Origin of the sequence: Polynucleobacter sp. UK-Kesae-W10 (assembly GCF_018881575.1) — a bacterium.
Taxonomy (GTDB): Bacteria; Pseudomonadota; Gammaproteobacteria; order Burkholderiales; family Burkholderiaceae; genus Polynucleobacter.
The window spans coordinates 847,026-862,697 of record NZ_JACVQB010000001.1 but is presented as its reverse complement, the minus strand read 5'-3'; the positions used below and the strand labels follow the sequence as shown (position 1 = coordinate 862,697).

Below are 15,672 nucleotides of genomic sequence, written 5' to 3'. Positions count from 1 at the left end.
TACAAAAAGATATTACTGCACCTTTTTTATGCCGTGCCGCAACATAAAAATTGGAGAATGTGAATCAGCCTAGGCCAAAATAAAGCGCTAGGTGGTAGACCAAGAACGAGGCTATATAGGCCAAAGCAAATAAATAGCTCAGCATGATTACTGGGATCTTCCACCCCCCGGTTTCACGCTTGACAGCTGCGATGGTAGATAAACACTGAGGCGCAAAAACAAACCACGCCAACAGAGAAAGTGCTGTCGCCAATGACCAGCTCGTCGAGATCAAGGGAATTAAGGCGTCAGCAGCATCAGCACTTGAGCTAGATAAAGCATAGACCGTGGCCAGCGAACTCACCACTACCTCGCGCGCCGCCATGCCAGGAACTAAAGCAATACTAATTTGCCAATTAAAGCCAATTGGGGAGAAAACATGCGCCAATGCCTGACCAATCATGCCTGCAAAACTATATTGAATTGCTGGCTCCGTAGCTCCAGCTGGTGGAAGTGGAAAACTGGATAGCGCCCAGAGAGCAATTGTCATTACCAAGATCACGCCACCAACACGACGCAAGAAAATTTCAGCGCGTTGCCATAAGCTAATCGCAAGATTTCCAAGGCGAGGCAGATGATAGCTTGGCAACTCCATCATGAGCGCATTCATTCTGAACTGCTCGCTCGTGAACCGTTTGAGTATCCACGCCACCGCCATCGCGCCTAAGATACCTGCTAGATACAGCAGGAATAAAACGAGTCCCTGCAAATCCACATTGGCCCATAACTTTTGTTCGGGAATGAAAGCAGAGATTAGCAAAGCATAAACCGGCAAGCGCGCTGAACACGTCATCATTGGCGCAATCAAAATCGTTACCAGGCGATCACGCGCATTGGAGATACTACGAGTCGCCATGATTCCGGGAATTGCACAGGCAAAACTCGATAGCAGAGGAATGAATGAACGCCCCGACAGGCCGACTGAGCCCATGACCCTATCGAGCAAATAAGCTGCCCGAGGCAGATAACCTGACTCCTCAAGCAATAAGATGAAGAAAAACAGGATGAGAATCTGCGGCAAGAAAATTACTACCCCGCCTAGTCCAGCCAAAATACCGTTGATCAATAAACTGCGTAGCCAGTTATTGGGCAGAACTTCGGCAATCTGCGCACCAAGATATTCAACACTTGTTTTAATGAGCTCCATCGGTAAGGTAGCCCAACTAAAAACCGCTTGAAAAATACAAAACAGAAGCGCAACCAAAATGATGGGGCCAAATACCGGGTGCAGCAATACTGCGTCCAAACGATCACTCAAGTGGTCCGGAATAATTTGATCAAGCCCCAGGTTTTGCAAAATACGCTGTACTTGTACGTTATCGGATTCAGTATGCGCAATATGGGATGCCACGTTTTCTAAAGTCGCATCACCTGTACCGGTGCGTAAGGCACTGAGATTGCGCCAATCTAACTCAGAAAGAAAAGACTTGATTCCATCAGCGCCATTAGCCTGAATACCTACACTAGTTAGCACTGGCAGACCCAATTCACGCGAGAGTGCTGCTGTATCAATCTCAAGACCCTGGCGCTTGGCGATATCGAGCATGTTCAACACAACAACGCAGGGCAAACCCAAGCGCTTTGCCGCCAAGACCAGGCGAAGATTGCGTCGTAGGTTCATGGCGCTTAATACACACAGCACTAAATCGGGTCGCTTCTCACCTTGCGCCCTACCCAACAATACATTGCACGTAACGCGCTCATCAAGAGAACGTGGATAAAGACTGTATGCGCCAGGCAAATCGAGTACGCGAATATTTTTGCCAGATGCTAGTGTTAGACGCCCCTCTTTACGCTCTACTGTAACGCCAGAATAATTAGCAACCTTTTGTCGACTGCCGGTTAATAAATTAAACAGGGCTGTTTTGCCGCAATTGGGATTTCCCAAAAGCGCAACAAGTGGCTCGCTCGAAAAAAAATGAACAGTAGATTCAGACATGCGCCACTAATTCCACCGCGATCATGCGCGCCTCGGATTGACGTAATGCAAATGTGGAGGCGCCCACGCGCACCAAATAGGGACCCCTCTTTAGCAAGCCCTTACGCAATAGTGTGACCTGCTCACCCGGAAGAAAGCCAATATCTTCCAGTTGCCCCTTAATTTGTGGGGCACCCTTGGGTGCGTTTACAGCGCAAACGCGATATGCGGCATCTAATTCAACCTGGTCCAAATACATGGAGGATTGTCACTTTTATCAATTAATAGGAACGATTCTCATTATATACCCTATAATTGAGAATAGTTCTCATTTACAAAGTAGCCTTTTATACCTAAAAACATGGTCTCACGTATCAAAAAACCGGTTTTGACCTATCGCAAGACTTCTAGAGGATTTGGTATATCTGCTAATTTATGCCCACCGAAAGTCCTGCTATTGACCTTGTTTAGCTTATGGGCTTTTTCCTCTGCACTGGCAGAATCCCCCGTAAGCGATACCCCCATCATCCTGGCGGAATCGCCAGTAAGCAGCTCCCCTCTTGTGAACAGCCCATTTCCATTAATGGATGAGACAGAACAATGGAGCGTTCATGGTCAAGCCACTTACATCAATCAATTTAAAAATAACTTCAACTCGCCCTATTACGGAGACAAAAGTCTTTTAAATAAATCCGATGGAGACATTTCGAAAAGCTACACCTTCTCAGCCACTGCATTTTTAGGCGCCAGACTATGGGAAGGTGCCGAAGCCTACCTCAATCCAGAAATGTTTGAAGGGACACCATTTTCTGGTTTAAGCGGCTTGGGTGGCTTTAGTAATGGCGAGCTGCAAAAAGGCACAGCAATTCCTCCGATCTATTACATGGCCAGAATGTTCTTGCGCCAAACCATTGGCTTTGGCGGCGGTCAAGAGCATATTGAGGGAGTAGCCAATCAGCTAGCAGGCAATGTCGACAAACGACGACTGGTCGTAACCTATGGAACCTTCTCAGCGCTAGATTTTTTTGATGCCAATACCTATAGTCATGACCCACGCACCCAATTTTTGAACTGGTCATTAATGGCCAGTGGTGCCTATGACTATGCTGCCAACTCTCGTGGCTATACCTATGGTTTTGTCGGTGAGTACTATCACGATGAATCCTGGGTGTTGCGTCTGGCTCGCTTAGCTATGCCCAAGACGCCCAATGCTTTAGCGCTGGATTACAACTTGTCCCAGCAATATGGCAATACCGCAGAGCTCACGCATATTCACACAATCAATGGGCAACCCGGTAAAGCTCGTCTCCTGGTGTTTCAAAACCGGGGGATTTTATCGACCTATACCAATGCTATTAACTTTGGTGAGCAAACTGGCACAACCCCCGACATCCTCAGCACTCGCTATGGCTATCAAACCAAATGGGGTTACGCCCTAAATGGTGAACAAGCAATTACAGAGGATATAGGAGCCTTCGCTAGATGGAGCTGGAATAACGGACAAACTGAGACGCAAGCGTTTACCGATATCAGCAATTCTTTATCGGGCGGTCTTTCTATCAAAGGCAGTAGTTGGGGGAGGCCTCAAGACACGGTTGGCATCGGCGCAGCACTAAACGGAATATCCTCACAGCAGATTACCTACCTTCAGCAAGGTGGCGTGACCATGTTTATTGGAGATGGCAGACTCAATTACAAAAAAGAGCAAATCTTTGAAACCTTCTATAGCTGGAATATATACAAAGGCATATCTCTTTCTGCAGACTATCAACGGATCGCAAATCCGGCCTATAACGCAGACCGCGGACCGGTAAATTTTTATGGTTTACGCGCCCACATAGAGATGTAAGATAGGAGGGTATCCTTCACTAGAGCACGAGAATGTACCTTCCTAAACACTTTGCAGTAGATGACCAGGCGCTACTGGCGCAACTGATTAGCGAGTACCCTCTAGCCACCATTACCGCCAACCTAGAGGGTAGTCTCGAGGTCAATCATCTGCCCCTCATGTTGAGTACCGATAAGACCAAACTCTATGGTCATATTGCAAGAGTGAATCCGCTGAGGAAAATTGCAGCTAGCACCAACAACCAAGTCATTGCCATCTTCCATGGCCCCAATGCCTACGTGACACCTGCGTGGTACCCCTCCAAAAAAGAAACTGGCAAAGTAGTACCTACTTGGAACTATGCAGTGGTGCATGCCCAAGGAAGCATCAAGCTGATTGATGATGCGCAATGGTTAAGAAATCACGTAGCGCAAATGACCAATATTCATGAGCCTACTTACCAATCCGATTGGAAGCTTGATGATGCTCCAGAAGAATATGTGCAGATGATGCTCAAAGCCATCGTGGGCATTGAGATCGATATCCAGAGCATGCTTGGTAAATTTAAGTTGAGTCAGAACCGCCCACCAGAAGACTATGCGGCAGTAGTCGATGCCCTAGAAAAATCACCGCAAGAAATGCTACAAGCAATGCGCCAGTTGATGCAATGCAAGTAAGCCAGCATTAAGGCGTAGCGTAGCCGTACTTCTGTAGGATGGATTTAGCCTGCGGACTCTGCATAAAGCGATATAGATCCACCGCTTCTGGTGGCGCACCTTTTAATAAGACCATTCTTTGTTTGATGGGCTCATAACTTTTTGGGTTAACCAAGACATAGCTAGTCTCTTTAGCTACATCACTAGACTTAGCCAAAGACAAAGCCGTAAAACCCATATCTGCTGCACCAGTCATGACATAAGTTGTCGCCACCCCGATGTTGTCACCATAGACAAGCTTATCTTTTGCCAAATCCCATAGACCCTCTGCTTTGAGATACTCAACCGCAGCCCTACCGTAAGGGGCTAACTCTGGTTTAGCAATGGCTACCTTATTGGCCTTCACAATTACCTTGGCAATTTCAGTCTGACTTTCAAGCAAATGAATTCCGGAAGTCGTCTTAGCAATCAATGCCAACTTACCTATCGCATATACCGTACCCTCATCTATCGTTTTGCCATTCTTATACAACTGAAGAGGGAAATGTTCGTCTGCGGCAATCAAAAGATTAAATGGGGCGCCATTGAGAATCTGTGCCGTGAAGTTACCTGAGGAGCCGTATACCACCCTCATGTCTGGCTTGCCAGTAGATTTAAATGCAGTGGCGATTTCTCCAAAAGCATCTTTCATATTGGCCGCTACCGCAACCATCGTAGTCTGCGCCATTACGTTATGTGCCAATAGCATCAGCAGCACTACATAAAATAGTCGTAAGAGCCTCATGAATGGATACCTGTAATGAGTTGCATGTTCATGCGATGTTAATGTATGCGATGATATCCACTTAATCAATACAATTGATCAAGATGATGAAAAAGCAATTCTCAAGGATTTTATTAAGCATTCTTTTCGCCTCAACTATACATAGCGAAATGGTAGCCGCCCAAGAAAAAAGTATTTTGGTCTCCTCTACCACCTCTACCGAGCAATCTGGTTTATTTGGATATATTCTGCCAATCTTTAAGATGAAATCCGGTATTGATGTCAAAGTCGTTGCTGTGGGTACGGGTCAAGCCTTGGATATCGGCCGCCGTGGAGATGCTGATGTCGTATTCGTGCATGACAAACCAGCGGAAGAGCTGTTTGTGCAAGAGGGCTACTCCACTAAACGCAATGAGGTGATGTACAACGATTTTGTATTGATTGGACCTAAATCAGATCCCGCCAAGATTGGTGGCGGCAAAGATATTCAGGTGGCATTACAGAAAATTGCTGCTTCCCAAGCGCCATTCATTTCTCGCGGCGATAAAAGTGGCACTCACGCAGCTGAGCTGCGCTACTGGAAAGGCGCCGGGATTGCAGTGCCGCCAAGCCAAACTTGGTACAAAGAAACGGGTTCTGGCATGGGTCCTGCCCTGAATACTGCTTCAGCAATGAATGGCTATATCCTCGCTGATCGAGGCACTTGGCTCAGCTTTAAGAACCGCGGTGACTTAGCCATCCTCGTGCAAGGTGACCCAAAATTATTTAATCAATATGGCGTAATGCTAGTAAACCCCGCAAAATTTCCGAATGTGAAAAAAGTTGAGGGACAAGCATTTATTGACTGGCTCATTTCTAAAAACGGTCAAGAGGTCATTGCCAGCTATCAAATTGGCGGTGAACAGCTCTTCTTTCCGAATGCAAAAAAGTAACTACCCTTAAGACTTTATAAACAAAAAGCCCGCAATTGCGGGCTTTTTGTTTGCTTCTCAGCACTCTTGCTGAGGAAGGCTGATTACTTCTTAGGCGTTGCAAAGCCAATCGCAGTGTCGTCCACAAACTCAACCATCACGTCATCACCAGCTTTGAATTTCTCAAGACCGAGAACGCTTTGATCAACTTTCACTTTTTGCTTTTCACCGCTTGGCAATGTGAAGGTCACGATACGGGTTTTTTGATCGATCGTGCTGATTTTTACAGTTGCGTAAATAGTGTCAGTAGTTTCTTCAAATGGCTTAGCAGAACCTTTGCCTGCAATGACCACAGAGCGAACACCAGAAACACCTGGCTTAGCGTCTTTACCAGCAGCAGTTAAACCAATCGCTACCGCTTGAGCATGCTCAACCAAGAATACATCGCCCTTTTTCACTTTATCTAAATCATTTACGGATTTAGCTACGTTCATTTGCATCAGATTGCCGTTTGCATCTTTCAGCACAACGATACGTTTTTTAGCATCAACAGAATCTACTGTTGCGCTGAGCACAACAACGTCAGCCGCCAAAGGCAACATTTTTGCAGGTAACTGCGCAAAAGCAGAGGCTGCACAGGTAATGCCAACAACTGCGAATAAACCAGCAAGAAAAGATTTCTTCAAGATAACTCCTAATTGAGTGAAAGATTGAGATGGGCGCAAAAGCGACGCCACCATTTCATTGTAACCATGGAAGACGACGCTTTTGAGTAGATTTTGGGGTCTTCCCCAAGGCATCATTAGTAATTATTAGATTTGGTAAATTAATCAAATAAGCACCATGGAAGTCCAATAATCATGAATATTTTGATGAAAGCCTGGCAAACAGCGCAGATTGACGCCTTTTCAGTCCGAAAAGCAGTATTTATTGAAGGGCAAGGCGTGCCCGAAGCGCTTGAGATAGATGAGTTTGATCCCAAGGCTATTCATGCCCTGGCCTATCTAGATCAGCAGTGCATCGGCACAGCAAGACTCCTGATAATCGATCGCCATCAAGCTCAAATTGGCAGAATGGCGGTCTTAAGCCCATTTCGCCATCAAGGTGTAGGTGGGAAAATATTGGCTAGGCTGATCTCCCTGGCCAAATCTCAGGGCATATTCACCCTGGTGCTGCATGCACAACTCACCGCGATTCCTTTTTATGAAAAGCACGGTTTTGTAGCTCAAGGACTTGTTTATGATGAAGCCGGAATACCTCATCGTAATATGATGCTCATATCACCGAAGTAAGCCTAAATCGATCATGTCTACCAATACCACTCCCACACCACTTGCACACTGCAATTTTCCTTACATTCATCGCGTTTGTTATTCCGATACCGATGCGGCTGGCTTTGTCTACCATGGTCGCTACCTCGAAATTTTTGAACGCAGTCGCGCAGAGTGGCTAGCCGCGATTGGCCTTAGCCCTACAAAGCTCTTGAACGAATTTAATATCGTGATGCCAGTACGTGAACTCACGATGAATTTCTACAAGCCTGGACGACTCGATGATGTACTGTATATCGATCAAATCATTGAACACCGCGGACGCACGCAGGTTAGCGTAAAACAAACCGCCCAAAGAAAACTGCCAGATAGCGAAGAGCTCCAGGTGATTGCTAGCGCTGTCTTGCATATTGTCTGCGTTGACACCACCACCCTGAAGCCTAAAGCCTGGCCTGAGTGGTTATTTGCTACTGAAAAGTCTCAATAAGCTGATTGGAGTGCATCATGTCTGACGGGAAACTACTCACTTTTGTTAAAGGGCTAAGCTTATTGCTAGAACAAAATCCAAGCGAAGCAATTGTCTTTACCAAAGGCAAGCAACTCCTAAAAAATCTCATTGCGGTTGATGATTGGTTGCCGACTGAATTTACTCAGCCGCACCCTCAGTACTACCAACAATATCTTCTCTATGCAGACCCATTGGATCGCTTCTCAATCGTGAGCTTTGTTTGGGGTCCTGGTCAAAAAACTCCCGTACATAATCACACGGTTTGGGGCATGGTTGGACAATTGCGGGGTCAAGAGAGAAGTACTCCCTTCTACCCCAAGCCCGAGGGCGGATTTACTGTTGGCACAGAAAGTATTTGCTTGCCAGGCCAGGTAGAAACCGTATCCCCGGCCACCCATGACATCCACGTTGTTGAAAATGCGCTGAGCGATCAAACCTCCATTAGCATTCATGTGTATGGCGGCAATATCGGCAGAATTCAGCGCTCGGTATTTGACCCAGTCACAGGCGCAGAAAAGTCTTTTGTTTCTGGCTATGCCAATTCGCTTGTGCCTAACCTGTGGAATGCCGCCTAATCTCGCGAAATAGGCTGTTTTCGGTGGATGACTTAAAATAGAGCCTCTTACTGCAAACGTTTTATCGTGGCAGCTCACCCCATTGACCGGGATAGTCGTTTAATTGAATACGGGTCAATACTTTTTTGGCCCCTATGTTATTTACTGATCTTGGTTTATCCCCGTCCATCCTGCGTGCAATTTCCGAAGAAGGCTATACAAGCCCCACCCCGATTCAAGCGAAATCGATTCCAGCTGTTCTCAAAGGCGGAGACTTATTAGCCGCAGCCCAAACAGGCACAGGCAAAACTGCCGGCTTCACACTGCCGATATTACAGCGCCTTAGCACCAGCAAAGCCATTAATACCAAACGCCTATTACGCGTCTTGATTTTGACACCCACGCGAGAATTAGCTGCTCAGGTTCAAGAGTCTGTAGTCACCTATGGAAAGTACACCGGACTAAAGTCTGCTGTGATCTTTGGTGGCGTTGGCGCCAACCCTCAAATTAAAGCAATTGCTGCCGGCCTGGATATCTTGGTGGCAACACCAGGACGTCTGCTCGACTTGATGTCGCAAAAATGTGTTTCTCTAAACGATATTGAGATTCTGGTTTTAGATGAAGCAGACCGCATGTTGGATATGGGTTTCTTGCGTGATATCAAAAAAATCTTGGCTGCTTTACCCAAGCAACGCCAGAACCTTCTATTCTCCGCAACCTTCTCGACTGAGATTAAGGCGCTGGCAGATGGTCTACTCAATTCTCCAGAACTCATTGAGGTAGCTCGTAGCAACAGCACCAATGAAGCTATCGCACAGTTGATTCACCCAGTAGATCGCAATCAAAAACATCCTTTATTAGCGCACCTCATTAAGAGCAATGATTGGAAGCAGGTGCTGGTATTCACTCGCACCAAACATGGCGCCAATAAATTGGTGACGCAACTCGAAAAAGATGGCATTAGTAGTATGGCAATTCATGGCAATAAGAGCCAAACTGCCCGTACAAAAGCCTTGGCCGATTTCAAGGCAGGAAAATTAACCGCCTTGGTAGCTACTGATATTGCAGCCCGCGGAATTGATATCGATCAGTTACCCCATGTCGTTAACTACGATCTACCTAATGTTTCCGAAGACTACGTTCATCGCATTGGCCGTACTGGACGCGCGGGTTCCAATGGTGTTGCCGTCTCTTTAGTTTGTGTAGACGAACACCAAATGCTACGAGATATCGAAAAGCTTATCAAACAAAAGCTGCCACAAGAAGTGATTGCAGGATTTGAGCCCGATCCCAATGCGGTTGCCCAACCCATACAACTGCGCAGCCAGCAGCACCAGCAATCCCGCAAGCCGCGCCCTAGCAGCGGTGGATCTAGCGGAACCCCAGCGAAAAAGACCCCTGCCAAGCGCGGCACTCCGCCTAAAAGAAGCTTTAATCGCTAAGCGCTTGATTAAAATATTCCCCAATTCTTTTATCTCTGAAAGCACAACCATGACAACATCCCGCCGCTCCGTCATTAAAACCATTGCAGGTGCACTTGCATTTCCTACGCTGAGTCCGATTACTGCTGCTTTGGCCCAGTCTGCACCCAACTGGACTACCTACGAAATCGTGACAGAAGTCAACTTAGACACCCCTAATGGAACTGCAGAAACTTGGATTCCGCTGCCTTTGGTGCTCGATACCAATTACTTTCGCACTTTAGCCATCAGACCTGAAGCGAGCGACCCAAAAGCAATTACTCAGGTTTACGAAACCCCCAATAAACAAGCGCGCATGCTTTGGACAAAATGGGATAAAGCTGCAACCAACCACTCAGTCAAAGTTTCGATCTTGGTAAGCACTTGCAATCGTAACCTCGAACCTGCAAGTGCTAATCCCGCACTCAAGCTATCCAAAGAAGAGCAACGCTTTTGGACTCGTAGCACTAAATATCTGCCAACAGATGGCATTGTTAAAACAAAATCACAAGAAGCGCTAGCCAATGTTCCTGCTAATGCAAGCGATATTGAAAAAGCGAAAGCAATTTACAACTGGGTTGTTGATAACACTCACCGCGATCCCAAAACGCGTGGCTGCGGTCAGGGCGATGTGAAGCTCATGTTAGAGACAAATAACCTAGGCGGTAAGTGCGCGGATATCAATGCAGTATTTGTAGCGCTGGCACGTTCAGCTGGCATACCTGCACGAGATGTCTACGGCATCCGTATTGCCGATTCTGCTCGTGGTTATAAGAGCCTAGGCAAATCGGGCGATATCACCAAAGCACAGCATTGCCGCGCTGAGTTCTATGCTGCTGGCTATGGCTGGTTCCCAGTAGATCCTGCAGACGTTCGCAAAGTCATTCTTGAAGAAACTGGCGGCCTGGCAGTAAATGATCCTAAGGTGTTAGCTATTCGCGATTACCTCTTTGGAAACTGGGAAATGAATTGGATGGCCTATAACTATGATCATGATATCGCCCTGCCCGGTTCTAAGCTTGGTAATAAAGGTGACATTCCCTTCTTGATGTACCCACAAGCAGAAAATACAGAAGGCCGCTTTGATTCATTAGATCCGGATAACTTCAAATACAAAATTACTAGTCGTCGGATTGGTTAAGCAGAGTTGTTTTTCTAAAAACTGCTAGAGCAAATTTAATGATCTTCAAAAAGCCAGCCTTAGATGTGATTCTTGTGCTGGCTTTTTCTTTGCTCGCCTGCTTTGCCAGTACTGCTCATGCTCAATGGCGCCCCGCTTCTCAAGTGGGGCTGACACAAGCTCCGCCATTACAACTCAATAATCTGGCTGGAAAATCCATTGATATTGCTAGTTACAAAGGCAAAGTACTAGTGGTGAACTTTTGGGCTAGTTGGTGCGAACCTTGCCGAGAAGAATTTGAAGAATTGATTCAATTGCAAGAGAACTATCGCTCAAAAGGTTTGATCGTTTTGGCAGTAAACCTTGCAGAGATGAAGCCCCGAATCATCCAATTCCTCAAAGGGAATGGTCTGCCAGAAAATGCCATGGAAATTCTACTGGACCGCAATAGCACCATCTATAAGTCCTGGAAGGCACGAGGAATTCCAACGACTTTCCTGATTGGCAAAACGGGCAAGATTGAAGGCATCTGGATTGGCGCAATTGAAAATGTGGATAGCGATGAAGTCAAAGGGAAGATTGAATCCATCCTGCGCCAATAAGCGCTCCATGAATCTGATACTCTGTGAATATGAATACCCCCTTAAATACCACTGAACCACGCTTGACCTCCCTCTCTCACGGTGGCGGATGTGGCTGTAAGATTGCGCCGGGCGTTCTATCAGAGATCCTGAAAAATGTGCCGCAGCTTCCTTTCCCGAAAGAACTACTGATTGGTATTGAGACCTCAGATGATGCTGCGGTTTATCAAATCAATGAGTCCCAGGCCATCGTTGCCACAACTGACTTTTTTATGCCGATTGTGGATGACCCATTTGATTTCGGAAAAATTGCGGCAACCAATGCAATTAGTGATATCTACGCCATGGGTGGTACGCCATTGTTCGCCCTCGCTTTAGTTGGCATGCCAATTAAAGTACTCTCGAATAAAACCATTGCACGTATTCTGGAGGGTGGCGCTGAAGCCTGTCGCAGCGCGGGCATTCCGATTGCGGGCGGCCATACAATTGATTCTGTTGAACCTATTTATGGTCTAGTTGCCATTGGAATCGTTGATCCGAAGCGGGTTAAAAGCAATGCTAGCGCTCAAGCCGGTGACGTCTTGATTCTTGGAAAACCATTGGGTGTAGGCATCTTGTCAGCAGCCCTCAAAAAAGATCTACTAGGCCCTGACGGCTATCGCGAAATGATTTCCAACACAACCAAGCTTAATGCTGCTGGCCCAGACTTAGCTAAGCTTGCTGGTGTGCATGCCTTAACGGATGTAACAGGCTTTGGTTTAGCAGGCCATACACTCGAACTTGCTCGAGGATCTAATTGCACAGCGCACATTGATTGGAGCCAGGTCCCCTTGCTCTCGAATGTGCAAACTCTGGCGGAAGATGGCATCATCACTGGCGCCTCTGAGCGTAACTGGCTCAGCTATGGTGATGATGTCACTATTCCCGAGAATTTCACGGCAGCCCAGCGCGCCCTACTAACTGACCCTCAAACTAGCGGTGGCTTGCTTGTCTCTTGCAGCCCCGAGAGCGTCAAAGAAGTGCTCGATATCTTCAATCAACATCACTTCATAGGCGCCAGAGTGATTGGGCAAATGGGAAAACGCCAAGGCAAGCCCTTAGTCGTTTCTTGAGCGTTTTTTATTTCTTAAGATTGAATACGCTTGAGAAATCAAGCTGCCCATAACCTGCTTTGCTATGCGCTTCATACAACTGTTGCGCTAACTCACCAAGTGGCACACTTGCCTCTAAGTCTTTGGCGTTTTCTGTTGCTAAACCCATATCTTTTAGCATCAGATCAACGCCAAAACCACCCGCATAATCTCGTGATGCGGGGACATTCTCCATCACCCCAGGACATGGGTTGTAGAGCTCCAGTACCCAGTTACGACCTGAACTCTTCGACATAATGTCAGAGAGTACTTTGGGATCTAAACCATTAGCAATTCCTAAACGCAATGCTTCGCAGGTGCCCAACATTTGGATACCCAAAAGCATGTTGTTGCATACCTTGGCTGTTTGGCCGGCACCATTTCCGCCGGCATGAAAAATATTCTTACCCATCTTTTCCAGGATGGGGCGAATATAGTCAAGCACTGAGGGTTGAGCACCCACCATGAACGTTAAGGTTCCCGCTTGAGCCCCTGCCGTTCCCCCAGATACTGGGGCATCAGCCATAGCAAATCCTTTTGCCTGCGCCGCCTGGGACACCGCTTGGGCCACCTGTGGTGAAATCGTCGAGCAATCAATCAGTAGCGTCTTGGGATGAGCGCTGGCAAGAACACCTTGCTCGCCCAAGTACAAGCCTTCTACATGGCGTGAGGCGGGCAACATGCTAATAAAGACATCTGCATCTTGGGCGCATGCATTAGCATTCGAGGCAATGACCCCACCCGCCGCCGCAAAAGTATCTAACTGGCTTTGTACTAGATCAAAACCCCTCACTTCATGACCAGCCTTCAATAAATTGAGAGCCATTGGTAAACCCATATTTCCTAAGCCAACAAATCCAATTTTCATATTGCTCCTCATTCCCTATTGAATATTTACTGCTTGCGGGATGCAAGATATCGCACCCCCTGGGGTCCATACGCTTCTGCGTGTACTTGATTAAGCGCTAATGCAAAGACGTCGCCTGAAGCGTATTTTGTTGTCTTGCGATCTATGGTGATTTCGATAAAACCATCAATCACTAAGGCCTGAACTGAGAATGGATGGGTATGCTCATCCAAATGGCCATTGGGCACTTGCTGCACCTCTACAGGCTCTGGATATTCCGACTGACGCAAGATTTGTAGAAACTGCTCTTTATTCATGACATCACTATAGCGCGGATATACACTCTTTTCAGGTGACCTCGATTGTGAAGCCTGAAAAATATTGCGAAGAGATCGGAGAGATATGACAGTCAAAGTAATTGGATTAATTGATCTGACCGACCAGGCGGCTTTTGAGCAATATCGCGCGCAAGTTGGGAAAACGGTTGAAGGCTACCGAGGTGAAATTACCAGCCGTGGCAGCATCAATACCTTGTTTTGGAATGAGCTTGCATGCGAACCCTTTAGCGCCTATGTGGAACTCTCTTTTCCAAGTCAGGAGGATGCGAATGCCTGGGCTCATAGCCCTGAATATCAAGCGCTATTGAATATTCGCAATCAGGCTATGCGTCTGACTTTGTTTGCAGTGGCAACCTAGAATCAACAAAGAAAAAAGCCTAGCGGTAAGGCTAGGCTTTTTGATCATATGGGGCAAGAATTACTTCTTAGCTTCCATTGCTTCTTTTGCAGCAGTAATTTCTTTACGACGCTCTTTGCATGCGCCAGCGATTTCTTGCAAGGCTTTACGAGCACGTGCTGCAGATGCCTTAATTCCTTTTTCAATAAACTTTTCGTTTTCAGCTTTATATGTTTCGAAAGCAGCTAACAATGTATCGTGTTGTGACATCTTGTCTCCCATTAATCAAGTAAATATTCATACCAACGACGAAATCAGTATATTCCTATAAAAACTGTAAAAAATGGGGTTTTTTATCAGGGATAACTCTTAGAAGCAGCGCATCAGCCAAAATGATTAAATTACAAAAAATATGAACAGATCCTAAAAATGATTCGAAAAATCCTTCTTTTAGTAGCTGCCAGCCTCATTTCTGCATTTGCACTTGCGCAAACACCCTCCTGGCCTGCCGCCAACAAGCCCATCACCTTTATTAACCCCTTCCCCCCTGGCGGTGCAGTAGATGCCTTTGGACGCCCTCTTGCCAAACAGCTCGCAGTTCAACTAAACGACTCGATTGTGGTGGATAACCGAGGTGGCGCTGGTGGCACCTTAGGCGCAGCCATCGCAGCAAAAATGGCACCGGATGGATACACGTGGATGCTTGGCGCTGTTCATCACTCCATCGCGCCAAGTATGTACCCCAATCTTTCCTATGACATTACAAAAGACTTCGAGCCTATCGCGATTATTGGTAGCGTTCCCCATGTCATTGTTGTGAACCCTAATAAATTCCCCAAGAATGATCTGAAATCGATTATTGAAGAAATTCGCAAACATCCTGGCAAATATAACTATGCATCTACTGGTAATGGTACCTCTCAACACTTGACCGGTGAATTATTTAAGATGCAAAACAAATTATTTATTACTCACATTCCGTACCGAGGTACAGGTCCTGCACTGCAAGATGTAGTGGCAGGGCAAGTTGATATGATGTTTGATACCTTAGCTGGTGCAGCACCTTTCATCAAAAGCGGCCAATTAATTGCGGTTGCAGTCGCCAGTAATAAACGTAGCGAGGCCTTTCCAAATGTACCTACCGCCCAAGAATTAGGTATTAGCAATTTCATAGTATCGAGCTGGTATGCGTTATGGGCTATCAAGGGCACGCCCAAGGAGATCGTCGATAGAATGAGCGCTGAAGTGCAAATCGCCCTTGCCTCCCCTGATATCAAAGAGCGTTGGGCCTCTATGGGAGCCACTGTTCCTAAAATGACGCGCCCTGAATTAGCCAACTACATCAATCAAGAAGTGGGACGCTGGAGTGAAGTGGTTAAAAAATCCGGTGCCAAACTAGACTAATACAATA

Annotated in this window: 19 protein-coding genes; 12 read left to right on the top strand and 7 right to left on the bottom strand. The window is 46.6% G+C overall.

What is annotated here, in order from left to right; translation table 11 throughout:
• Positions 1–64 precede the first annotated feature (64 nt).
• Both ICN24_RS04545 and ICN24_RS04540 read right to left on the bottom strand, forming a co-directional pair.
• Positions 65–1,978 carry a ferrous iron transporter B gene (locus ICN24_RS04545; protein WP_216221652.1) on the bottom strand — a complete coding sequence of 638 codons (1,914 nt, stop codon included), beginning with the start codon at positions 1,976–1,978 and terminating at the stop codon, positions 65–67.
• Entirely contained in the window at positions 1,971–2,216 is a 246-nt protein-coding gene (locus tag ICN24_RS04540; protein WP_216221650.1) for a FeoA family protein, read from the bottom strand. Before ICN24_RS04540 ends, ICN24_RS04545 begins: the two co-directional genes overlap by 8 nt.
• Before the next feature lie 102 nt (positions 2,217–2,318).
• On the opposite strand from ICN24_RS04540, the gene ICN24_RS04535 reads away from it, so the two are divergent.
• Both ICN24_RS04535 and ICN24_RS04530 read left to right on the top strand, forming a co-directional pair.
• On the top strand, positions 2,319–3,806 hold the full coding sequence (locus ICN24_RS04535) for a carbohydrate porin (RefSeq protein WP_255532562.1): 1,488 nt from the start codon (positions 2,319–2,321) through the stop codon (positions 3,804–3,806).
• Between the two features lie 32 nt (positions 3,807–3,838).
• Complete coding sequence (locus ICN24_RS04530; RefSeq protein ID WP_216221648.1) at positions 3,839–4,462, top strand: FMN-binding negative transcriptional regulator; 624 nt, start codon at positions 3,839–3,841, stop codon at positions 4,460–4,462.
• A gap of 7 nt (positions 4,463–4,469) precedes the next feature.
• On the opposite strand, the gene modA is transcribed toward ICN24_RS04530, so the two are convergent.
• Positions 4,470–5,225 carry a molybdate ABC transporter substrate-binding protein gene (gene modA, locus ICN24_RS04525; RefSeq protein WP_216221646.1) on the bottom strand — a complete coding sequence of 252 codons (756 nt, stop codon included), beginning with the start codon at positions 5,223–5,225 and terminating at the stop codon, positions 4,470–4,472.
• 149 nt (positions 5,226–5,374) lie between these two features.
• Here modA and ICN24_RS04520 point away from each other — a divergent pair, with 149 nt between their 5' ends.
• Positions 5,375–6,136: a substrate-binding domain-containing protein gene (locus ICN24_RS04520; RefSeq protein WP_255532561.1), complete on the top strand. Its 762-nt coding sequence runs from the start codon at positions 5,375–5,377 to the stop codon at positions 6,134–6,136.
• A gap of 83 nt (positions 6,137–6,219) precedes the next feature.
• On the opposite strand, the gene ICN24_RS04515 is transcribed toward ICN24_RS04520, so the two are convergent.
• Positions 6,220–6,801, bottom strand: coding sequence for a hypothetical protein (locus ICN24_RS04515; protein WP_255532560.1), 582 nt, complete (start codon positions 6,799–6,801; stop codon positions 6,220–6,222).
• Positions 6,802–6,975: 174 nt separating this feature from the next.
• Between ICN24_RS04515 and ICN24_RS04510 the strand changes: the two genes are divergently transcribed.
• From ICN24_RS04510 to selD, 7 genes are all read left to right on the top strand, one after another.
• Complete coding sequence (locus ICN24_RS04510; RefSeq protein WP_216221642.1) at positions 6,976–7,407, top strand: GNAT family N-acetyltransferase; 432 nt, start codon at positions 6,976–6,978, stop codon at positions 7,405–7,407.
• Between the two features lie 13 nt (positions 7,408–7,420).
• A complete protein-coding gene (locus ICN24_RS04505; protein ID WP_216221640.1) occupies positions 7,421–7,873 on the top strand; it encodes a YbgC/FadM family acyl-CoA thioesterase in 453 nt (150 codons plus the stop codon).
• Between the two features lie 17 nt (positions 7,874–7,890).
• A complete protein-coding gene (locus ICN24_RS04500) occupies positions 7,891–8,469 on the top strand; it encodes a hypothetical protein (RefSeq protein WP_216221638.1) in 579 nt (192 codons plus the stop codon).
• Between the two features lie 134 nt (positions 8,470–8,603).
• Positions 8,604–9,890, top strand: a complete 1,287-nt coding sequence (locus tag ICN24_RS04495) for a DEAD/DEAH box helicase (protein ID WP_216221635.1) — start codon at positions 8,604–8,606, stop codon at positions 9,888–9,890.
• A gap of 49 nt (positions 9,891–9,939) precedes the next feature.
• Positions 9,940–11,049, top strand: a complete 1,110-nt coding sequence (locus ICN24_RS04490) for a transglutaminase family protein (protein WP_216221633.1) — start codon at positions 9,940–9,942, stop codon at positions 11,047–11,049.
• 38 nt (positions 11,050–11,087) lie between these two features.
• The gene (locus ICN24_RS04485; protein WP_216221631.1) at positions 11,088–11,630 is read left to right on the top strand and encodes a TlpA disulfide reductase family protein; all 543 of its coding nucleotides are present in this window, start codon (positions 11,088–11,090) and stop codon (positions 11,628–11,630) included.
• 29 nt (positions 11,631–11,659) lie between these two features.
• On the top strand, positions 11,660–12,721 hold the full coding sequence (selD, locus tag ICN24_RS04480; protein ID WP_216221630.1) for a selenide, water dikinase SelD: 1,062 nt from the start codon (positions 11,660–11,662) through the stop codon (positions 12,719–12,721).
• A 7-nt stretch (positions 12,722–12,728) separates the two neighbouring features.
• Here selD and mmsB read toward each other — a convergent pair whose 3' ends face one another.
• Together mmsB and ICN24_RS04470 are read right to left on the bottom strand one after the other, a co-directional pair.
• A complete protein-coding gene (mmsB, locus tag ICN24_RS04475) occupies positions 12,729–13,607 on the bottom strand; it encodes a 3-hydroxyisobutyrate dehydrogenase (protein WP_216221627.1) in 879 nt (292 codons plus the stop codon).
• 26 nt (positions 13,608–13,633) lie between these two features.
• On the bottom strand, positions 13,634–13,903 hold the full coding sequence (locus ICN24_RS04470) for a cupin domain-containing protein (protein WP_216221625.1): 270 nt from the start codon (positions 13,901–13,903) through the stop codon (positions 13,634–13,636).
• An 85-nt stretch (positions 13,904–13,988) separates the two neighbouring features.
• On the opposite strand from ICN24_RS04470, the gene ICN24_RS04465 reads away from it, so the two are divergent.
• Positions 13,989–14,282 carry a DUF1330 domain-containing protein gene (locus tag ICN24_RS04465; RefSeq protein ID WP_216221623.1) on the top strand — a complete coding sequence of 98 codons (294 nt, stop codon included), beginning with the start codon at positions 13,989–13,991 and terminating at the stop codon, positions 14,280–14,282.
• A gap of 60 nt (positions 14,283–14,342) precedes the next feature.
• Here ICN24_RS04465 and ICN24_RS04460 read toward each other — a convergent pair whose 3' ends face one another.
• Positions 14,343–14,531, bottom strand: a complete 189-nt coding sequence (locus tag ICN24_RS04460; protein ID WP_028819023.1) for a hypothetical protein — start codon at positions 14,529–14,531, stop codon at positions 14,343–14,345.
• 159 nt (positions 14,532–14,690) lie between these two features.
• On the opposite strand from ICN24_RS04460, the gene ICN24_RS04455 reads away from it, so the two are divergent.
• Complete coding sequence (locus tag ICN24_RS04455) at positions 14,691–15,665, top strand: tripartite tricarboxylate transporter substrate binding protein (protein ID WP_216221622.1); 975 nt, start codon at positions 14,691–14,693, stop codon at positions 15,663–15,665.
• The last annotated feature ends 7 nt before the right edge of the window (positions 15,666–15,672 follow it).

Bases quoted from the DNA above. Each gene is read 5' to 3' on its own strand.
- ICN24_RS04510 (WP_216221642.1), top strand. From the start codon at position 6,976: ATGAATATTTTGATGAAAGCCTGGCAAACAGCGCAGATTGACGCCTTT.
- selD (WP_216221630.1), top strand. From the start codon at position 11,660: ATGAATACCCCCTTAAATACCACTGAACCACGCTTGACCTCCCTCTCT.
- ICN24_RS04530 (WP_216221648.1), top strand. From the start codon at position 3,839: ATGTACCTTCCTAAACACTTTGCAGTAGATGACCAGGCGCTACTGGCG.
- ICN24_RS04545 (WP_216221652.1), bottom strand. From the start codon at position 1,978: ATGTCTGAATCTACTGTTCATTTTTTTTCGAGCGAGCCACTTGTTGCG.
- ICN24_RS04490 (WP_216221633.1), top strand. From the start codon at position 9,940: ATGACAACATCCCGCCGCTCCGTCATTAAAACCATTGCAGGTGCACTT.
- ICN24_RS04535 (WP_255532562.1), top strand. From the start codon at position 2,319: ATGGTCTCACGTATCAAAAAACCGGTTTTGACCTATCGCAAGACTTCT.
- ICN24_RS04540 (WP_216221650.1), bottom strand. From the start codon at position 2,216: ATGTATTTGGACCAGGTTGAATTAGATGCCGCATATCGCGTTTGCGCT.
- ICN24_RS04465 (WP_216221623.1), top strand. From the start codon at position 13,989: ATGACAGTCAAAGTAATTGGATTAATTGATCTGACCGACCAGGCGGCT.
- ICN24_RS04495 (WP_216221635.1), top strand. From the start codon at position 8,604: ATGTTATTTACTGATCTTGGTTTATCCCCGTCCATCCTGCGTGCAATT.
- ICN24_RS04455 (WP_216221622.1), top strand. From the start codon at position 14,691: ATGATTCGAAAAATCCTTCTTTTAGTAGCTGCCAGCCTCATTTCTGCA.
- ICN24_RS04460 (WP_028819023.1), bottom strand. From the start codon at position 14,531: ATGTCACAACACGATACATTGTTAGCTGCTTTCGAAACATATAAAGCT.
- mmsB (WP_216221627.1), bottom strand. From the start codon at position 13,607: ATGAAAATTGGATTTGTTGGCTTAGGAAATATGGGTTTACCAATGGCT.
- ICN24_RS04505 (WP_216221640.1), top strand. From the start codon at position 7,421: ATGTCTACCAATACCACTCCCACACCACTTGCACACTGCAATTTTCCT.
- ICN24_RS04485 (WP_216221631.1), top strand. From the start codon at position 11,088: ATGATCTTCAAAAAGCCAGCCTTAGATGTGATTCTTGTGCTGGCTTTT.
- ICN24_RS04520 (WP_255532561.1), top strand. From the start codon at position 5,375: ATGGTAGCCGCCCAAGAAAAAAGTATTTTGGTCTCCTCTACCACCTCT.
- ICN24_RS04470 (WP_216221625.1), bottom strand. From the start codon at position 13,903: ATGAATAAAGAGCAGTTTCTACAAATCTTGCGTCAGTCGGAATATCCA.
- ICN24_RS04500 (WP_216221638.1), top strand. From the start codon at position 7,891: ATGTCTGACGGGAAACTACTCACTTTTGTTAAAGGGCTAAGCTTATTG.
- modA (WP_216221646.1), bottom strand. From the start codon at position 5,225: ATGAGGCTCTTACGACTATTTTATGTAGTGCTGCTGATGCTATTGGCA.